The following is a 16,100-nucleotide window of genomic DNA, read 5'->3' as shown; positions in this document are numbered from 1 at the left end:
TCTATTTGATTGAATCCTTCAGCTGTTTACCAGGTTTGAAGGCAGGAATCTTACTGGAAGCGATCTCGATCTCTTCCCCTGTTTGTGGGTTGCGGCCTTTGCGAGCAGCACGTTCGCGCACTTCGAAGTTTCCAAAGCCAATTAATTGAACTTTGTCACCCTCTTTTAGCGCATCAGAAATCGCATCAAGAACAGCGTCAACTGCTTTTGTAGCATCTTTCTTCGTTAGTTCAGACGTTTCAGCTACCTTTGCAATGAGTTCTGTTTTATTCATTACATTCACCTCCCCTCAAAACTTGGAGTTGCACAGATGGTATTACATGTCTTAACAGATTCAGCTAATTTTATACGCAGAATGGCGTAATTATGCCTTCTGACAAGCTTATAGTAATACAGAGATTTTATTTTTACAAGACTTTTCCACATCAAAATGCGAAAAACAGTTCTCTAGCAGGAGAACACTGGTTAAAAAAACACGATAGCACCTAAAAAACATTCATCACTTATTATTTAAAAAATGAAAAAATCTGTTGCTTTTTCAATCAAACTCAAAAAATAATATATATGGGATTCCTTCCATTTGTCGATTTATATTTTCTTTCTTCCATAGCAAAAAACCCTGTTCTCCTCTCTCATTCTACAAAGAAAGAACAGGGTCTATCTATACTGGTTTCACCTTTACCTTTATAAGATGATGGCAATGAGTCCTCCAGAGCCTTCGTTAATAATACGTCCAAGAGTCTCTTGCAGCTTATAGCGAGCATTATCAGGCATCATCAAAATCTTGGCTTGGATACCTTCTCGTACAATGGAATGCAGGGACCTGCCAAAAATATCGGAGTTCCAAATCGCCAGCGGATCTTTATCAAAATCTTGCATCAGGTATCGGACCAGCTCTTCACTCTGCTTCTCAGTTCCTATAATCGGGGCAAACTCAGATTCCACATCAACACGAATCATGTGAATAGATGGAGCTGTAGCCTTAAGACGAACGCCGAAGCGCGGTCCTTGCCGAATCATCTCTGGCTCATCCAATGTCATTTCATGCAAGGATGGAGCCGCAATTCCATAGCCGGTGGAACGAACCATATGCAGTGCCTCTGCAACTTGATCGTATTCTCGTTTTGCATGGGCAAATTCTTGCATAATTCGTAATAAATGATCCTTGCCACTAATCTCCTCGCCAACGATTTCCATCAGGATTTGGTCATACAGATGATCAGGAGCTATCAAATCAATCTCTGCTACACCGTGTCCCATATCCATACCGGCTAATGCGGCTTTTTCAATAAACTCATATTCGTTAAATTGTCCTACTACACGGTCCACATCGCGCAGACGACGAATATCTTTAACGGTCTCTCCTACTGCTTCCTCATAGTTCTGACGCAACCAATGGCCGCTTTCAAGCACCATGACCCAGCTTGGCAGATTTACGTTTACCTCATGTACAGGGAATTCAAATAATACTTCTTTTAGAATCAAGAGAACTTCCGACTCTGTCATTGAATCAACAGAGAGAGCCACAACCGGAACATCATATTTCTCTTGAAGTTCGAGACGTAATGCTTGGGTTTCTTCCGAGCGGGGGCGGGTGGAATTAATTAAGATCACAAAAGGCTTGCCTACTTCCTTCAATTCAGATACTACACGCTCTTCGGCATCCACATAGCCTTCACGAGGTATTTCAGCAATGCTACCATCTGTTGTAACGACGATTCCGATGGTGGAATGCTCTTGGATGACTTTCCGCGTTCCTACTTCCGCCGCCTCTTCAAATGGGACTGGTTCTTCATACCAAGGCGTATTAACCATGCGAGGACCATTCTCATCCTCAAACCCCTTTGCTCCAGCTACTGTATATCCTACGCAATCCACAAGGCGTACATTTATATTAAGCCCTTCTGCTACGTTTATTTGTACAGCTTGGTTTGGAACAAATTTAGGCTCGGTCGTCATGATGGTTTTGCCGGAAGCACTTTGCGGTAGTTCATCCGTGGCACGAATACGATCTGCCTCGGATGGAATATTAGGAATGACCGCTTGCTCCATAAAACGTTTGATAAATGTTGACTTCCCAGTACGGACAGGACCCACAATGCCAAGATAAATATCACCGCCCGTACGTTCTGCTATGTCTTTAAAGATATCGATTCGTTCCACCATCGAAAACCTCCTTGTGATTGTCTATTTAAATCTATGGCTCTTTTTCTTATTTATCCCTGATTTCGAACATTTTTAATAATCTTTTTTGTACAAGTGTTGTGGACAGTATCAATATATGAATAGAAACTATTTTTAGAACTAAAAAAAGACGCCTGCAATATGCAGACGCCCGTTCATTATTCCTGTCTTTTTCCTACTATGGCTTATAATTGCAATAATTCTGGTTCTTGATTCACCAGCTTGTAAGGAAAGGACTTCACAGGTACGAAAAATGTTTCCCGTGCTAATACATAACGTGGATCTGTACCCTTTGGCACATTCCATTTCTTCTCACGTAGCAGCGTTGCAATATCAATGGCGTAATCGATGCCCACTTCACCTTTCGCATTCACGATTAATGAGAGAGTATTTTGTGTATAGGGACTATGAATTACGGGCTCTTTTATGCCGATAAGGTCATAGCGAATGGAAAAATAACCATTGCTTATATGCTCCTTAATAGGTAGCTTATCTTGAGAAATTTGATAGCGAATAACTGCTTGCTGAACATCCGCCACGAGACTAACTGTAGGTAAATTAATGAGTTTTACCAATGGTTTTTCTTCCACATCAATCAAGACGTACTTAAAGTTCCCCCCTTTTTCAAAAGCATTGGCCGGGGCATCTGGCATGTACTTTGGAACCAGTCTGGTAAAATCCACCTCATACTTTTCAAAGTAAGGCGTTGATGCATCCTTCGTGACAATAGGTAACACTCCGGATTGCTCTTGAAGTTGTTCTACTGCTTTTTGCGTTTGTTCTACATAAATTGGATGCGGTACCTGATTCTCCGATTTTCGATCTGCTGGGTATAAGCAACCGCTTACGAAACTGGAAAGCAAAAGTACAAGAGTAAATAATATAACCTTCTTCTGAATCATGCTGTTCCTCCTACCATTCTTCCTCCTCGAGGCGTTGACGCTCCAAGGCTTTCTCCACAACTGATTTCCATCTTGACTCAGGAATACGCACTACAAGGTCTTCCTCCAGCACGCGGGCCTGACAAGCTAAACGCATACCCCTTGCTTTATCACGCTCGGCTAATTTGCGTTCTTCACTAGCTGATAACGGTGAGACTGCTCCCTTCTCAATCGTTACTTTGCATAACAAACAAGCAGCATTTCCATCACAACGGGTAGGTATCGCTACACGAGCTACTCGGGAGAGCTGCAATACTGTTTGCCCAGGACGAGCTTTTATGGTTTTTTTACTCGGATAAAATGTTACTTTTGGCATATCTGCTCCCTCACTTTAATATGGGACATGCCACAATCGAATGGGGCCCTCTTCCTGTACTTGGATTTGACACCCCAAACGATAATGGTCCTGACGCTCTGCTTTTTTTAGACGCAGCTTTTCTTCTTTTGTGACTTCATTAAGAAATTCTGCTCCTTCCAAAACCTTTGTACGGCATTGTGCGCAGATACCTCTTTCGCATGCATGACCCCATTGGATTTTATTTTTTTTTGCCAATTTTACAATAGTCATATTTTTTTCAATTATGACTTCATGAGACTCTCCAAGCTTGGTAACCAATGTCAATTCTTTCATTCTACCATCTCCTAGACTAGTAATACGATTAAGATCATTCCAAACACAATCAACAGCATGAAAAATGCCAAGATTTTCAGAATAATACCTAGGAATGTCCCCGCTTTTTTACGTGAGAATAACAAGAGTAAATTGCACACAAACATAAGAAAAATCGCAAGAAGCGAAATATTCATTTTAGTCATGGGGTCAATGTACATATTCTTCTGCGTCCTTTACTTTTTCTTTTTAGCCTGATTATAGCATAATTATCCGGGTCAAGAACCTATTTAAGAGCAGTCGCATAGGATATTGAGATAATCCACGCCCATATGGAGGGAGCTGCATGAGTAAGCGAAAATGGCGAAATCCTTATGTCACCATTAATAAAAAACCTTCTCGTCCGAGTGCCAATAAAGCCAAAAAAGTAAAGGAAAATGTTAATATCGCTGTAAAAGAACCTGTAGTGGCAGAAACTGTTCAAAAAAAGGGACTTTTATCAAAGCTGCCATCGCTGGATATCCTAAGCAACCTTGATTTGCGCACCTCTGTCACCAAGGTGAGAAGCAACATTAAAGGGATTAGCTCAACTATTCGCCAGATGGAAGATACAATGGAATCGATCTTCGGTGCGATGGAGATGTTGGAATCGTTTAGGAAGGTAAATAAAAGCGAGGACGTAAAATCAGCGAGTGAAGAGAGCTCGAATAAAAAGCAACAACATGAATCTGCCTTCCTCTTTGACGATGAGGAGGAGATGGAAGAAAAAGCTCCCGCTCAAGAGAATACGTCAAACCCATTTAGCGGACTAGACATCGGCCAATTGCTGGGATTGCTGCAATCACCTCTGGTGCAAAGTCTTTTAACTCAATCATCAAGCGATTCTGGCAAACGAAAAAAAGAGGGGTAATATTCCCCCTCTTTTTTTCTTGATTGGATAGAGCAGCCATGTCCCTGTAGAGCCATGATTGTTCCTATTTTACTCTATGTGATTGTAGAAGGCTGGGAACTAGCTCAGTGGCCCATTTATGAACAAAAGGAGCCTATTTCATTTTATCAAGCATTCCGGAGAGATCATCCGGATTAAAGGAGCCATTTTGAACCATTCCCATAATCTCTTCTTCTTTGTCTGAACTTATGGCAACTCCGCTCATCACGGAAACCATCTGAATCAACTGACGCAGCTTCTGATCATCTTGTAGATCCTCTTTATTAAAAGAACTAGCAAGCTGGAACAGCTGCGATTGATCAATGTTCGTCTTGCCCGTTAACTTGTTCAACAAACTTCTAGATAGTCGCTTATTCATGTGTAACTCCTCCTCATACGTCCCAATTATCACAATGGGTACTCTCTTTAGCGTATGAAGCGGGAGCAAAATTGGTGTAATGCCTATTTATCCTTATAACGAACGATATCTTCCAGCTCAAGTCTGCGCCCTCTTCCCATCAGCTCTTCTACTGCCTGACGGGGGGAGCAATCCCCAAAGAACACCTGATAAAACACCTTGGTGATGGGCATCTCCACGCCTTCTCTTTCAGCCAGTGCTTTTGCAGCCTTAGTGGTGCGCACTCCTTCGACAACCATTCCCATATGAGCAAGAACTTCATCAAGATTTTTTCCTTGGCCTAGCATATAACCAGCTCGCCAGTTACGGCTGTGCTTACTGGTACACGTCACCACCAAGTCTCCTACTCCTGCAAGTCCAGCAAACGTTAAAGGATTAGCACCCAATTTTACACCTAAACGTCCTATTTCGGCCAAACCACGGGTTAACAATGCAGCTTTGGCATTATCTCCATATCCTAAACCGTCGCTAAGACCAGCTCCGAGTGCAATAATATTTTTTAAGGCACCTGCAATTTCAGCACCGATCATGTCAGGATTGGTGTATACACGGAAGTAGGAATTCATTAAAATATCCTGGGCTTTAAGCATGCTTTCCTCACACTCGGAAGCTACAACGACTGTTGTTGGTGATTTTTGAATTACTTCTTCAGCATGACTTGGTCCTGTTAACACCACAACGCGATCGCCAATTTCCTTAGGCACCTCTTCTCTGATCACTTCTGACATGCGTTTTAGGCTCTCCAGCTCAAAGCCTTTGGTTGCATGAATAAGCGTCACATCAGGGTTTAGCCACGGAGATATTTGCTTTACTACCTCACGCATTGCCTTTGAAGGTAATGCCAAGATAATAGCAGTTTTTTCTGCAACCACTTGTTGTAGGTCTGTATCTGCAACGATCGTGTCGGGTAAGGTGATGCCTGGTAAGTACTTTTCGTTGGTATGGTTTGTGTTGATCTCTTGTGCATTTTTGGGATCTCGAACCCATAATGTCACTTGGAAATCATTCGCTGCACAGACTGAAGCTAGGGCTGTGCCCCAACTGCCTGCTCCAATCACTGCTATGCGCTTGGTCAACATTCTTCCCTCCACTCAGCTTAGTTTCCTATTCGATTTATCACCAAGTTTACGTTCTGTTCCGTTCCATAGATTAACCAGATTGGAATAATGCCGATAATAAGCCAATGCAGGAATGGCTAAGGTAATCAAGAAAATGTAAATGTCCTGTTTAAAAAACCAAATCAAGATAGGAAATAAAGTAACAAAAAGCAACGACCCCACAGAGACATACTTGGTAATAGCAATACAAATAATAGTCAGAATCGTACAAATCAAAAATGCTAGTGGCGATAAGGCCAAAGCTACCCCAACAGTTGTAGCAATGCCTTTGCCGCCACGGAATCCATAAAAAATGGGCCAATTGTGCCCAACGATCGCTAATATTCCAGAAAAAGCATACGCCACACTATCTCCATCAGTAAGCCAATGAGTTATGTACATGGCTATCACGCCTTTTAGCAGATCCAAAAGTAAAACCACAATCGCCGGTCCTTTACCTAGAACACGAAGCGTATTAGTCGCTCCGGCATTCCCACTGCCATGACTTCGGATGTCAATACCAGCTATTTTTTTTGCGACTAAATAGCTGAAACTGACAGAACCAAGCAAATAACTGATGACCAGAGAAATCAATACCATCATTGCATTCTCCACTCCCTATGTTTTCTTGCGGGTTAAAATACGGATTGGCGTTCCTTCAAATTCAAACGCACCGCGAATTTTATTTTCTAAATATCTTTCATAGGAGAAATGCATTAACTCAGGATCATTTACAAACACGATAAACGTTGGTGGTTTAACAGCAACCTGTGTCGTATAATTGATTTTAAGACGTTTTCCTCTGTCTGTTGGCGGAGGTGCCATAATTGTAGCATCCGTAATCAAATCATTTAAGACCGAAGTGTTCACTCGCATTGTATGTGAATCTGCTACAGCATTTACTTTAGGTAAAATGGTATGAACACGTTGTTTTGTCTTCGCAGAAACATAAAGAATCGGTGCATACGATAAATATTTAAACTCTTCGCGGATCAGCTCTGTAAAACGTTGCATGGTTTTATCATCTTTTTCCAAGGCATCCCATTTGTTCACTACAATGATAACTCCACGACCAGCCTCATGTGCGTATCCGGCAATCTTCTTGTCTTGCTCGATGATGCCTTCTTCTCCATTGATTACTACCAATACAACGTCAGAATCCTCTATCGCTTTAAGCGCGCGCATTACGCTATATTTCTCGGTGCCCTCGTATACTTTGCCTTTTTTACGCATACCGGCTGTATCCACTAGCACGTACTCCTGCCCATCACGTTCAAACGGCGTATCAATCGCATCGCGTGTTGTTCCTGCGATCTCGCTGACAATTACCCGCTCTTCACCCAAAATTGCGTTGGTTAAAGAGGATTTCCCTACATTAGGACGTCCAATGATAGACACACGAATCACATCATCCCGCTTCTCCTCTGCATCCACAGGAGGCAAGTGATGGAAAACCTCGTCTAGCATATCGCCTAAACCAAGACCATGCGATCCTGAGATTGGGAATGGTTCTCCTACGCCCAATTGATAAAACTCATAAATATCATTACGCATCTCAAAATTATCTACTTTGTTGACAGCTAATACAATTGGCTTTCCTGTCCGGTTTAACATACGAGCTACATTTAAATCAGCATCTGTGACTCCAGAGCGTACATCAACGATCAAAATGATAACATCCGCCTCATCAATAGCCAATTCTGCCTGATAGCGCATTTGCGTTAAAATTTGATCCGTCTCAGCAAATTCAATTCCACCTGTATCAATGACGTGAAATTCACGATTTAACCATTCACCTTTTCCATATAAACGGTCACGTGTAACCCCTGGCTTGTCTTCTACGATAGCAACTCTTTCGCCGATCAATCGATTAAAGATCGTTGACTTCCCTACATTTGGGCGGCCTACGATTGCAACTACTGGTAATCCCATACTACACAACACTCTCTCTCTGCTAGCTTATTTCATCTATTAATCATACCATATTCTACTTGTGCCTAACAATGACCAGGATTTCTGGTGTAATTTGATGAATCATTGCATCTGTTATTTTTTCTAGTGTAAACGCGATATCTTGCATCTCTTGATTATCCTTGGCAAAAAAGATAGGCGCTCCCCCTGCTATATCTCCTTTTCTAGTTGTAATGACCGCCACAATACCAGCACTCATGATGAACTCCCCTTTGGCTGATTTACCTTAGCTTCACTAGGCATGCGAATGGCACTTTCAATAACAGGCGTATTTTCAAGTACACTCTTCCCTTTTTCAATTCCTTGCTCATAGGGTAACAGGAAAATCCCCATGCGACCCGATTTCAAATCTCGTTTTACCAAAGGAGTAAGAGAAGGCTCCCCCTCGTCTGAATAAATTCCTAAAATGGTTGAGGCATCGTGAAGAATAGCCTGGCGTTGTCCTGGATGTGCAATCGTTACCTTTGCATTGGCATTCTTAGGAATCAGTATATACCCTGCACCTCGCTCCCTAATGATGGCCTGGGCTTCGGGTGACCCTACATTCATCATATAAATGTCGTCTACATATAAATTCACGCCATCGAGACGAATAGATGATGGTACTACGTCCGCTATGTACTTCAATGATTTTCCCGATTTAAACGAACGAGAAATCAATAAAACGACTATCCCTGCCAATACTCCTCCGTACCAATTGAACAACACTGTAGCGAACGTAGTACAAAATGCAGCGAAAATGACCAGATAATTACGTCCCTCGAAAACCATCGCAATTCCTTCAATATAACTCCCTCCCCGTGGAACGAGTTCGTGCTTATCTATTTCTGACAAGGTTGCTCGTTCCATGTTCCGAACATCCCTAAACTGTTGAGCAGCAAGGGCTAAAAACGTAATCGCTGTGTAGTCCTCCTTTAAAAAGGATGGTACCGCAACCGCACCTAATCCAGAAGCAATAATTCCTAACGCGACATGAATTAGCTTACCATGAGGATAGGTAGGATATTGCCGATAATCGGTCCGCAGTAAATACAGCCGTGTGATAATCCCAGCGAGAATTCCAAGCAAAAGGGGGACTACGTACTCATTTGAAAGCAATTCTTTGATCATATGTTGTTTCACCTGTTCGTAGGAGATTTTGATTTAAACCGAATCAAAGGGGCAATTCTTGTGCGCAAGGCCACACCCGTTTTTTGAAGAAATTGAATCACCAAATAACAGCCTGACCACAAGGCGAATGCCGTCCAAAATAAATCCTGCTGGTATTCTCCTCCAATAATGCAGCGCTCTGTAAGGGATAGAAAAGAAGCCTGATATAACGCATCTGATAACGGAAAAGCGACACACAGTAAAAACCAATGGTAGATGGCATACCTAGTCACAATAAAACACAAAATGACACAAAGAACCGGTAAAATCATTACCTCATCTATGAATAAAAGCACCGGGTCCCAAAAAAACAATTTACGCAACAAAAACAGAGCAAAGGCTAGAAGGATAGCACTCGTTATCATATACTTTCGCCGTTTCTTTTTGAGATGGTACCATAATGTCCCTCCCAGCAATAATGGGAGAAGCATCCCGCTCACATTTACCTCTACAGGCAGAAGAAAAAGTCGCCACTCACTGTAGCTTGTTGCAAGAAAAACCGTTAGAATCAACAACGCTGTTGAACGCTTCCAGCCCATTTGATGTAAAAAACGGTCAGTAAGTCCCATCCATACCATGCAAAGCAGCGTCCACTCTACAATCATGGCTATTGTTCCATCATTCATCTGACAACACCTTCATTAGTTAACTAGGCTTAATAGGTAAGTAATCCTAGTATGACTCAGATGCAGGCCAAGTAACCCCATTTGGAAAAATCTACTAAAAAAGAGACAAGCCACTCCATTAATCTAATGATTAACGAGTACTTGCCTCTTTCTCGTATATTACGGTATTTACGTGTTTATTTTAACTTGTCACGTAGGTCGCCGAACAAATCACCCAGCGTTACACCCATACCCTGTTGATTGTTGTCTTGTGTATATTGTTGCAGTTCTTTACGAGATATACGTTCCGTTTCTTCCTCGCGATCTTCTTGTACCGCGCGAATGCTTAAGCTTACACGTTGCTCGGCAGGATTGATTTCAAGGACCTTTACATTTACTTCTTGCCCTTCTTTTAATACCTCGCTAGGTGATTTGACGCGGCGGTTTGCGATTTGTGAGATATGCACTAAGCCTTCTACATGAGGAGCAATCTCTACAAATGCACCAAAACCGGTTAAACGTTTCACCGTACCAGTAATCACGTCACCTTTTTTGAACTTCTCAGCAATATCATGGTAAGGACCTGGTTGCGCTTCTTTCATGCTCAAGCTGATGCGCTCGTTTTCCTTATCCACCTTCAAAACCTTCACTTTGACCTTGTCGCCTTCTTTTACTACGTCAGCAGGCTTTTCTACATGCTCCCAAGCTAATTCGGACACATGTACCAGCCCGTCTACACCGCCGATATCAACAAATACGCCAAAATCAGTCAGGCGTTGCACAGTACCATCAAGAATATTTCCAGCTTCGATGCTATCCAGCACTTTGCCTTTGCTCGCTTTGGCCTCTTCTTCTAATACAGCTTTATGAGAAAGGATCACCTTGTTCTTTTCTTGATCCAATTCCATAACTTTTAGCGTGAGCGTACGTCCTTTGTAATCGCTAAAATCCTCTACAAAATGACGCTCTACCATAGAAGCAGGGATAAAACCACGCAGACCTACATCAACTACAAGTCCACCTTTTACTACGTCTTTCACTTCTGCTTCGATCGTTTCATTGTTTTGTTGCTTTTTAGCTAGTTCTTCCCATGCTATTTGAGCGTCCACCGCTTTTTTCGAAACAACCAGCTCTTCTTTTTCTTCATTCAGTTTTGTTACTTTTACAGTAAACTCATCGCCTTCTGAAACAATATCAGAAGTTTTTTCCACATGAAGACCAGAAAGCTCACTGATTGGGATAAGACCATCATATTTGTAGCCTACATCGACCAATACTTGTTTCTCTTCTACCTTTGTCACTTTTGCCTTCACAATGTCCCCTACGGACAGAGTTTGAACATCTGTTAGACTTACGTTGTTATCTGTGCCATCGACCATTGAACAAACCTCCTCGAATGCCAACATTGACATGTAAGTGTTATTGAAGCCAATCTGTGAACAAAATATATTAAACCCCGCCAATGGCGTGTGGTCTTCCAAATTTTAAGCAGGAGAGTAGCTATTAGTATATGACGATACTGGAAAAATCATACAAATTCCAGAAATGTAACTGTGCTACTGTTGATGAGTATCTTTCAATTTTTGAATCTCGCTCATAATCACCTGCGTTACCTCGCGCATCGTTTCACTGCTGCTTTTTGCCTCTCGGTACTTCGAGATATCAATTGGCTTTCCATACACGACCTTTACTTTGTGGAACAAACGGTATGGTCCAATGATTGCCACAGGGACGATAGCTGCCTCTGATTTGAGAGCAAACATCGCTACTCCCGTCTTTCCCTCGCCTAATTCTCCGGTTTTGCTTCGCGTTCCTTCTGGAAAAATACCAAAGACCTTTCCCTGCTCCAGAACCTGTAGCGTAGCACGAATCGCACCACGGTCATTACCACCGCGCTTAACGGGAATAGCGTTAAAGCTTTTCAATACGTGGGACAAAACAGGAAACCTAAACAATTCTTCTTTTGCCATATAACTGACTTGTCTATCTATTCCACATCCTAGTAAGGGCGGGTCCCAATTACTGATATGATTAGAGCATAGAATGACTGGACCTTCATTTGGCACATTCTCATATCCAATCGACTCATACCGGTATAATCCTTTAAGCACAATACGGAAGATAACTCGAAAAAATTTATAAAGAATCAATGTATTTCACCCAATCATTTGCAAAGCGCAAGAATTTTATTAACAACCTCATCTAGCGGCATGCCCGTGGTATCTAATAAGATAGCATCATCTGCCTGCTTGAGTGGGGCTGTTTCTCGCTCACGGTCACGTTTATCACGCTCTGCAATTTCCTTTTGTAATTCGTTTATATCAGGTTGCTCTCCTTTAGCAAGAAGATCGCCAAAACGACGTGTAGCCCGCTCTTCTATGGAAGCTGTCAGAAAGATCTTCACCTCTGCTTCAGGTAACACGTGAGTACCTATATCACGTCCATCCATAACCACGTTTCCTTGCTGAGCCATCTCACGTTGTAGAATCAGCATCGTAGCACGAACCGCTGGGTAACTCGCCACTACCGAAGCATAATTGCTAACTTCCTGTGTGCGAATTTGATGAGTGATATCCTCATGATCCCAATACACACGCTGTCCTTCCTCTGTGCGCTTCAGCTCAATCTTGGCTTGCTGTAGGAGGCTTGCAACGGATTCCTGATCCTCAATTGCAGTGCCGTTCTTTAATACAGCCCAAGCCAAAGCTCGATACATCGCTCCTGTATCAATATAAACGTACTGTAATGCAGCAGCCACAAGTTGTGCTACGGTACTCTTCCCTGCACCAGCAGGTCCATCAATTGCAATATTCATTATGTAAATTCACCTACTAGAGTTTAAATACGTTAATAATGAAGAAAAGCCTCGAGCGAAGACAGTTCGTCGAAGCCAAGCTATGGTATATTGTACCACAGTAGCGCATATGAAGCAAATTAGCGGATGGCTGGAATGCCCTCCAATCTCTCAACGCGAACGAAATAAGGGCGAATGGTACCCCATGTTAAAATAGTTTGAGCCAACAGTAAAGAAGTAATAAAAATGATAATAGCTTTGATAAGATATCTCTCTAAACGACTGGACAGCAATATAAAGCGAGCATCAAACGTAGATTTTTTCATGGAGTAACGCTCCTCTTCTGTTGATAGTCAATCGTTATTCAACTATACCTTTTTGTCTTATTTCCAATTGACGTTCATAGCATACACGAACAATTTTAGCTCGATCTGCTTCCGATATGGCTGTAAACTGCAGGGATATCCAATTAAAGTCACTCAGCTCCTGCTCCTGAACGCGTGCTACCTGCGCTTTGGCAAAGGCATGACTAACAGTCCCTGCTTTAGCTGGCAAACTAATCCACATATTTACTTCCTGCTCTTCTTGTAAGATATGGTTCTTAGGACATGCAAAGGCTAGACCACCACCACTAATATCCAGCGTCTTGGCTAGGAACTTCTGTTTTCCTCGAAAGCTTGGGTAGCTAACAGAGACCTCAAAGCTTGCAGGTACTCGCAAATAGCCTCTGCGTTGCGTGCGGACAATCTGCTCCTTTGGCACTTTCTCCATTAAAAGCATTGGAATATTTTCTTGTTTGGTACCAACAATTTTGGTTTCAAAATCAAAACGCGAGCCATCCTGTCCAACATACCATACCAAACAGGTCGTTCCAATTGGAAGCGGCTTCGTTCTGCCTGTTTCCTCGTCGATGGGTAATTCAATTGCAAAGTTCTTTTCAGAATAATCTGCTACTCTAGTCTTATACACTATCTTGCTTTGCTCTTCTGACAAGGACGCGAGAGATAGACGCATCACTTGTCCTACTTGAGGTAGCACACTCACTCTTATTTCCTCCCCTTCTCACCCTCTTCCAACATTATACACACGCTGATATCCATACAGCAAACAAAGAAGTTTGCCTTTAGACAAACTTCTTTGTGCTCTTTCTTATCCTCTTAAGCATTTTCGCCATAATTTGGCATATTTTGCTCGCCTACACTCATTTTTATTACATCCTCTTCTTCACCTGTCTGGGCATTGATATAGATCATATAGACATCATTTTCAAATTGTCCAGAGAACTCATATGCCAATACTTCTTTCCCGTTATTTTTTCCTTGAATCATGGCAAGTCTAGAATCGTTAACCTTAACATGCGGATTGATCATAGTTCTTGCGCGCTTGGCGGAAACCTTTGCTTTTGGAATTATGCGCTGCTTATGATTAAATAAATATTCGACAGCATGAAACCCATTTACATCTCCATTATCAAGCGCTACTTTGACCGTTACGGAATCAGGATAAATGAGTACGCCTTCCACTTTTGGCACAAACGTAAATACCCCTATCCCTCCGTATGTATCTCGTTCCGTCGCTACCATGTCGCCGTATCCCTTTTCTTTTAGAAACTTCTTAGCACTTTTTTCCGCCTGATCTAAGTTCAATTTTGCTTGTTTGACTTCCCTTTCGTTTAATAACCAGACAACCTTTCCGCCTTTTTTGGTTACATCCATATTGATTGGACTCGCATTTTTACCTGTTATACGGACACTGTAAGCATTGTATTGCATGCCTTTTCCGTTCTTTTCTACAGAAACCTTGTCACCAGACGAATTTTTACCAACGAATTTTTTGGCAATATCGATCGCTTGCTGTTCACTAACTGGTTTTCCTGATATGCCCTTAATGCGTTGCTGGCGTTTCGTTTCCATATTTTGAACCGTCATGCCCCATTCCATTTCAGGGAATTCCTGCACTTTTTTGTCAATCGTTTTAAAACCGTCAATGATGGTGTTATCACCAGGCTGTTGCTGTTTAGCCAAGGCTGTTTCTACATCCATCCAGCGCAATTTACTATCAATAACCTTCGTTTGCACACCAGATAATTCTTTTTGGATTTGCTTAGAGTTCTGGTACAGTTTATTGAGTGTTTTATACTCTTTTTCACTCAACGGATGCTGATTTAAATCTCTCACGGCTACTTCATAAGAAAAATCTGCTACCTTGGACAAAAATTCTTCTGTGTGATTGAATGGCATTAGCGTCAAAGGAAGTTGACCGACGTCGTTTTGCGAGGTATAGGCTAAACGCCACACGTTCGTAAGACACGGAGCTAATTGCTTGCGTGTGTTTAATACAACAGATTTTCCTAACTCATCATGCAGTTTATTCATATGAAAGTTTAAATCATGGAAGGCTCTTTGGTATTGATTCTCTGCTTTGATTAGTATGCTGTTCTTTTCGTTGTGTTCCTGATAGCCCCAAACACCAACACCGACCAATCCGATTAAACATACTGGAAACAGCACTCGTGAAATTGCACCATAAACCATTTCTAGATCCTCCTTCTTCTGTTGTATTGGTTAGCGGCAGAATATATGTTTACCGATTTTTTTTACCTGAGGACGCCCCCATATCCATTTGGATGTAGCTGTTTCGGGATTAAAATAATAGGTACATCCTTCTGTAGGGTCCCACCCCTTTAAAGCATCCTTCACGGCTTTTTTCGCATTTTCATTCGGGGTTAAGTAAATCTGACCATCTGCTACCGCAGTAAAAGCACGAGGTTCAAAAATAACAGCGGAGGGCGTATTGGGAAACGATGAGCTCTTTGTCCGGTTTATGATTACGGCCGCAATCGCTACTTGCCCGATGTAAGGTTCTCCACGCGCTTCACCAAAGACCGCATTTGCCATTAGCTTAAGGTCATTTTCTGATAGCTGTGAAGCTGAAAACGTTTTTTGTGCTGTGGTAGTTGCCACTGGTGTTACCTTGGATTCAATCGGCTGAACTGCGTGCTGATGCACCACTTGGGGTGGGGTAGTAGCAAGTATTAAATAGAATGCCGTACAGATCACTACAACAGTACTTGCAACCATTAGCCTCCATGTTTTGACCTCTTTACTCCTCATTGGATTTCCTCCTTCAGACCGGTAAATTTCCTTTCCTTGTCTGTATTGTTCGTGAGGGAAATCATGTTTATACAAAAAGAAAGAGACCAGTAAATACCAGTCTCTTTCATTCTTCCAGATGGGTAATATCGAATTTTTCTTGATTGTCGCAGATACATTGCTTAAATCCTGTGTCAACTTTTCCTTCCATGCCTGGGCGACCACGCAAGATAAATCTTTCGCCGCATTGGTTGCACCGTATCATGATTTTAGATCGCTGGGTTTTGAACAATTACAGTCGCCTCCTCACA

22 protein-coding genes are annotated in these 16,100 nt (G+C 42.1%); 1 reads left to right on the top strand and 21 read right to left on the bottom strand.

What is annotated here, in order from left to right; all coding sequences use genetic code 11:
- Position 1: 1 nt before the first annotated feature.
- From QZ995_RS02500 to QZ995_RS02475, 6 genes are all read right to left on the bottom strand, one after another.
- A complete protein-coding gene (locus QZ995_RS02500; RefSeq protein ID WP_003338529.1) occupies positions 2-274 on the bottom strand; it encodes an HU family DNA-binding protein in 273 nt (90 codons plus the stop codon).
- A 410-nt stretch (positions 275-684) separates the two neighbouring features.
- Positions 685-2,163, bottom strand: a complete 1,479-nt coding sequence (spoIVA, locus tag QZ995_RS02495; protein WP_301803185.1) for a stage IV sporulation protein A — start codon at positions 2,161-2,163, stop codon at positions 685-687.
- A 206-nt stretch (positions 2,164-2,369) separates the two neighbouring features.
- Complete coding sequence (locus QZ995_RS02490; protein WP_301802589.1) at positions 2,370-3,086, bottom strand: hypothetical protein; 717 nt, start codon at positions 3,084-3,086, stop codon at positions 2,370-2,372.
- Positions 3,087-3,096: 10 nt separating this feature from the next.
- Positions 3,097-3,441, bottom strand: coding sequence for a 2Fe-2S iron-sulfur cluster-binding protein (locus QZ995_RS02485; RefSeq protein WP_301802587.1), 345 nt, complete (start codon positions 3,439-3,441; stop codon positions 3,097-3,099).
- Between the two features lie 15 nt (positions 3,442-3,456).
- A complete protein-coding gene (locus QZ995_RS02480; protein WP_301802586.1) occupies positions 3,457-3,756 on the bottom strand; it encodes a 2Fe-2S iron-sulfur cluster-binding protein in 300 nt (99 codons plus the stop codon).
- Positions 3,757-3,767: 11 nt separating this feature from the next.
- Entirely contained in the window at positions 3,768-3,932 is a 165-nt protein-coding gene (locus tag QZ995_RS02475) for a DUF2768 family protein (protein ID WP_301803181.1), read from the bottom strand.
- A 149-nt stretch (positions 3,933-4,081) separates the two neighbouring features.
- Here QZ995_RS02475 and QZ995_RS02470 point away from each other — a divergent pair, with 149 nt between their 5' ends.
- The gene (locus tag QZ995_RS02470) at positions 4,082-4,645 is read left to right on the top strand and encodes a hypothetical protein (RefSeq protein WP_301802584.1); all 564 of its coding nucleotides are present in this window, start codon (positions 4,082-4,084) and stop codon (positions 4,643-4,645) included.
- Positions 4,646-4,778: 133 nt separating this feature from the next.
- Here the strand turns inward: QZ995_RS02470 and QZ995_RS02465 are convergent, their stop codons facing one another.
- From QZ995_RS02465 to QZ995_RS02395, 15 genes are all read right to left on the bottom strand, one after another.
- Positions 4,779-5,042 (bottom strand): stage VI sporulation protein F, encoded by a 264-nt coding sequence (locus QZ995_RS02465; protein WP_301802582.1) that lies wholly within the window; start codon positions 5,040-5,042, stop codon positions 4,779-4,781.
- Positions 5,043-5,125: 83 nt separating this feature from the next.
- The gene (locus QZ995_RS02460) at positions 5,126-6,160 is read right to left on the bottom strand and encodes an NAD(P)H-dependent glycerol-3-phosphate dehydrogenase (RefSeq protein WP_437124707.1); all 1,035 of its coding nucleotides are present in this window, start codon (positions 6,158-6,160) and stop codon (positions 5,126-5,128) included.
- Positions 6,161-6,172: 12 nt separating this feature from the next.
- The gene (gene plsY / locus QZ995_RS02455; protein WP_301803175.1) at positions 6,173-6,778 is read right to left on the bottom strand and encodes a glycerol-3-phosphate 1-O-acyltransferase PlsY; all 606 of its coding nucleotides are present in this window, start codon (positions 6,776-6,778) and stop codon (positions 6,173-6,175) included.
- An 18-nt stretch (positions 6,779-6,796) separates the two neighbouring features.
- A complete protein-coding gene (der, locus tag QZ995_RS02450; protein ID WP_301802580.1) occupies positions 6,797-8,110 on the bottom strand; it encodes a ribosome biogenesis GTPase Der in 1,314 nt (437 codons plus the stop codon).
- A 55-nt stretch (positions 8,111-8,165) separates the two neighbouring features.
- Positions 8,166-8,348 carry a capping complex subunit for YIEGIA gene (locus QZ995_RS02445; protein ID WP_301802579.1) on the bottom strand — a complete coding sequence of 61 codons (183 nt, stop codon included), beginning with the start codon at positions 8,346-8,348 and terminating at the stop codon, positions 8,166-8,168.
- Positions 8,345-9,259 carry a YIEGIA family protein gene (locus QZ995_RS02440; protein ID WP_301802578.1) on the bottom strand — a complete coding sequence of 305 codons (915 nt, stop codon included), beginning with the start codon at positions 9,257-9,259 and terminating at the stop codon, positions 8,345-8,347. Before QZ995_RS02440 ends, QZ995_RS02445 begins: the two co-directional genes overlap by 4 nt.
- A gap of 8 nt (positions 9,260-9,267) precedes the next feature.
- Entirely contained in the window at positions 9,268-9,924 is a 657-nt protein-coding gene (locus QZ995_RS02435) for a YphA family membrane protein (RefSeq protein ID WP_301802576.1), read from the bottom strand.
- A gap of 176 nt (positions 9,925-10,100) precedes the next feature.
- Positions 10,101-11,282, bottom strand: a complete 1,182-nt coding sequence (gene rpsA / locus QZ995_RS02430; RefSeq protein WP_301802574.1) for a 30S ribosomal protein S1 — start codon at positions 11,280-11,282, stop codon at positions 10,101-10,103.
- A gap of 177 nt (positions 11,283-11,459) precedes the next feature.
- The gene (locus tag QZ995_RS02425; protein ID WP_301802571.1) at positions 11,460-12,053 is read right to left on the bottom strand and encodes a lysophospholipid acyltransferase family protein; all 594 of its coding nucleotides are present in this window, start codon (positions 12,051-12,053) and stop codon (positions 11,460-11,462) included.
- A 14-nt stretch (positions 12,054-12,067) separates the two neighbouring features.
- Positions 12,068-12,718, bottom strand: coding sequence for a (d)CMP kinase (gene cmk / locus QZ995_RS02420; RefSeq protein ID WP_003338507.1), 651 nt, complete (start codon positions 12,716-12,718; stop codon positions 12,068-12,070).
- 119 nt (positions 12,719-12,837) lie between these two features.
- Positions 12,838-13,023 (bottom strand): DUF5359 family protein, encoded by a 186-nt coding sequence (locus QZ995_RS02415; RefSeq protein WP_301802568.1) that lies wholly within the window; start codon positions 13,021-13,023, stop codon positions 12,838-12,840.
- 34 nt (positions 13,024-13,057) lie between these two features.
- Positions 13,058-13,741 (bottom strand): flagellar brake protein, encoded by a 684-nt coding sequence (locus QZ995_RS02410; protein ID WP_301802565.1) that lies wholly within the window; start codon positions 13,739-13,741, stop codon positions 13,058-13,060.
- Positions 13,742-13,854: 113 nt separating this feature from the next.
- Positions 13,855-15,231, bottom strand: a complete 1,377-nt coding sequence (gene ypeB, locus QZ995_RS02405) for a germination protein YpeB (protein WP_301802563.1) — start codon at positions 15,229-15,231, stop codon at positions 13,855-13,857.
- A 30-nt stretch (positions 15,232-15,261) separates the two neighbouring features.
- Positions 15,262-15,987 (bottom strand): cell wall hydrolase, encoded by a 726-nt coding sequence (locus tag QZ995_RS02400; protein WP_301802562.1) that lies wholly within the window; start codon positions 15,985-15,987, stop codon positions 15,262-15,264.
- Positions 15,917-16,081, bottom strand: a complete 165-nt coding sequence (locus QZ995_RS02395) for a hypothetical protein (RefSeq protein ID WP_197490605.1) — start codon at positions 16,079-16,081, stop codon at positions 15,917-15,919. The genes QZ995_RS02400 and QZ995_RS02395 overlap by 71 nt, the downstream gene beginning before the upstream one ends.
- Positions 16,082-16,100: the final 19 nt, after the last annotated feature.

Source organism: Brevibacillus laterosporus (genome assembly GCF_030489605.1).
Classification (GTDB): Bacteria; Bacillota; Bacilli; order Brevibacillales; family Brevibacillaceae; genus Brevibacillus_B; species Brevibacillus_B laterosporus_E.
The sequence above is the reverse complement of the archived record's forward strand: the minus strand, read 5'-3'. Positions and strand labels throughout refer to the sequence as shown.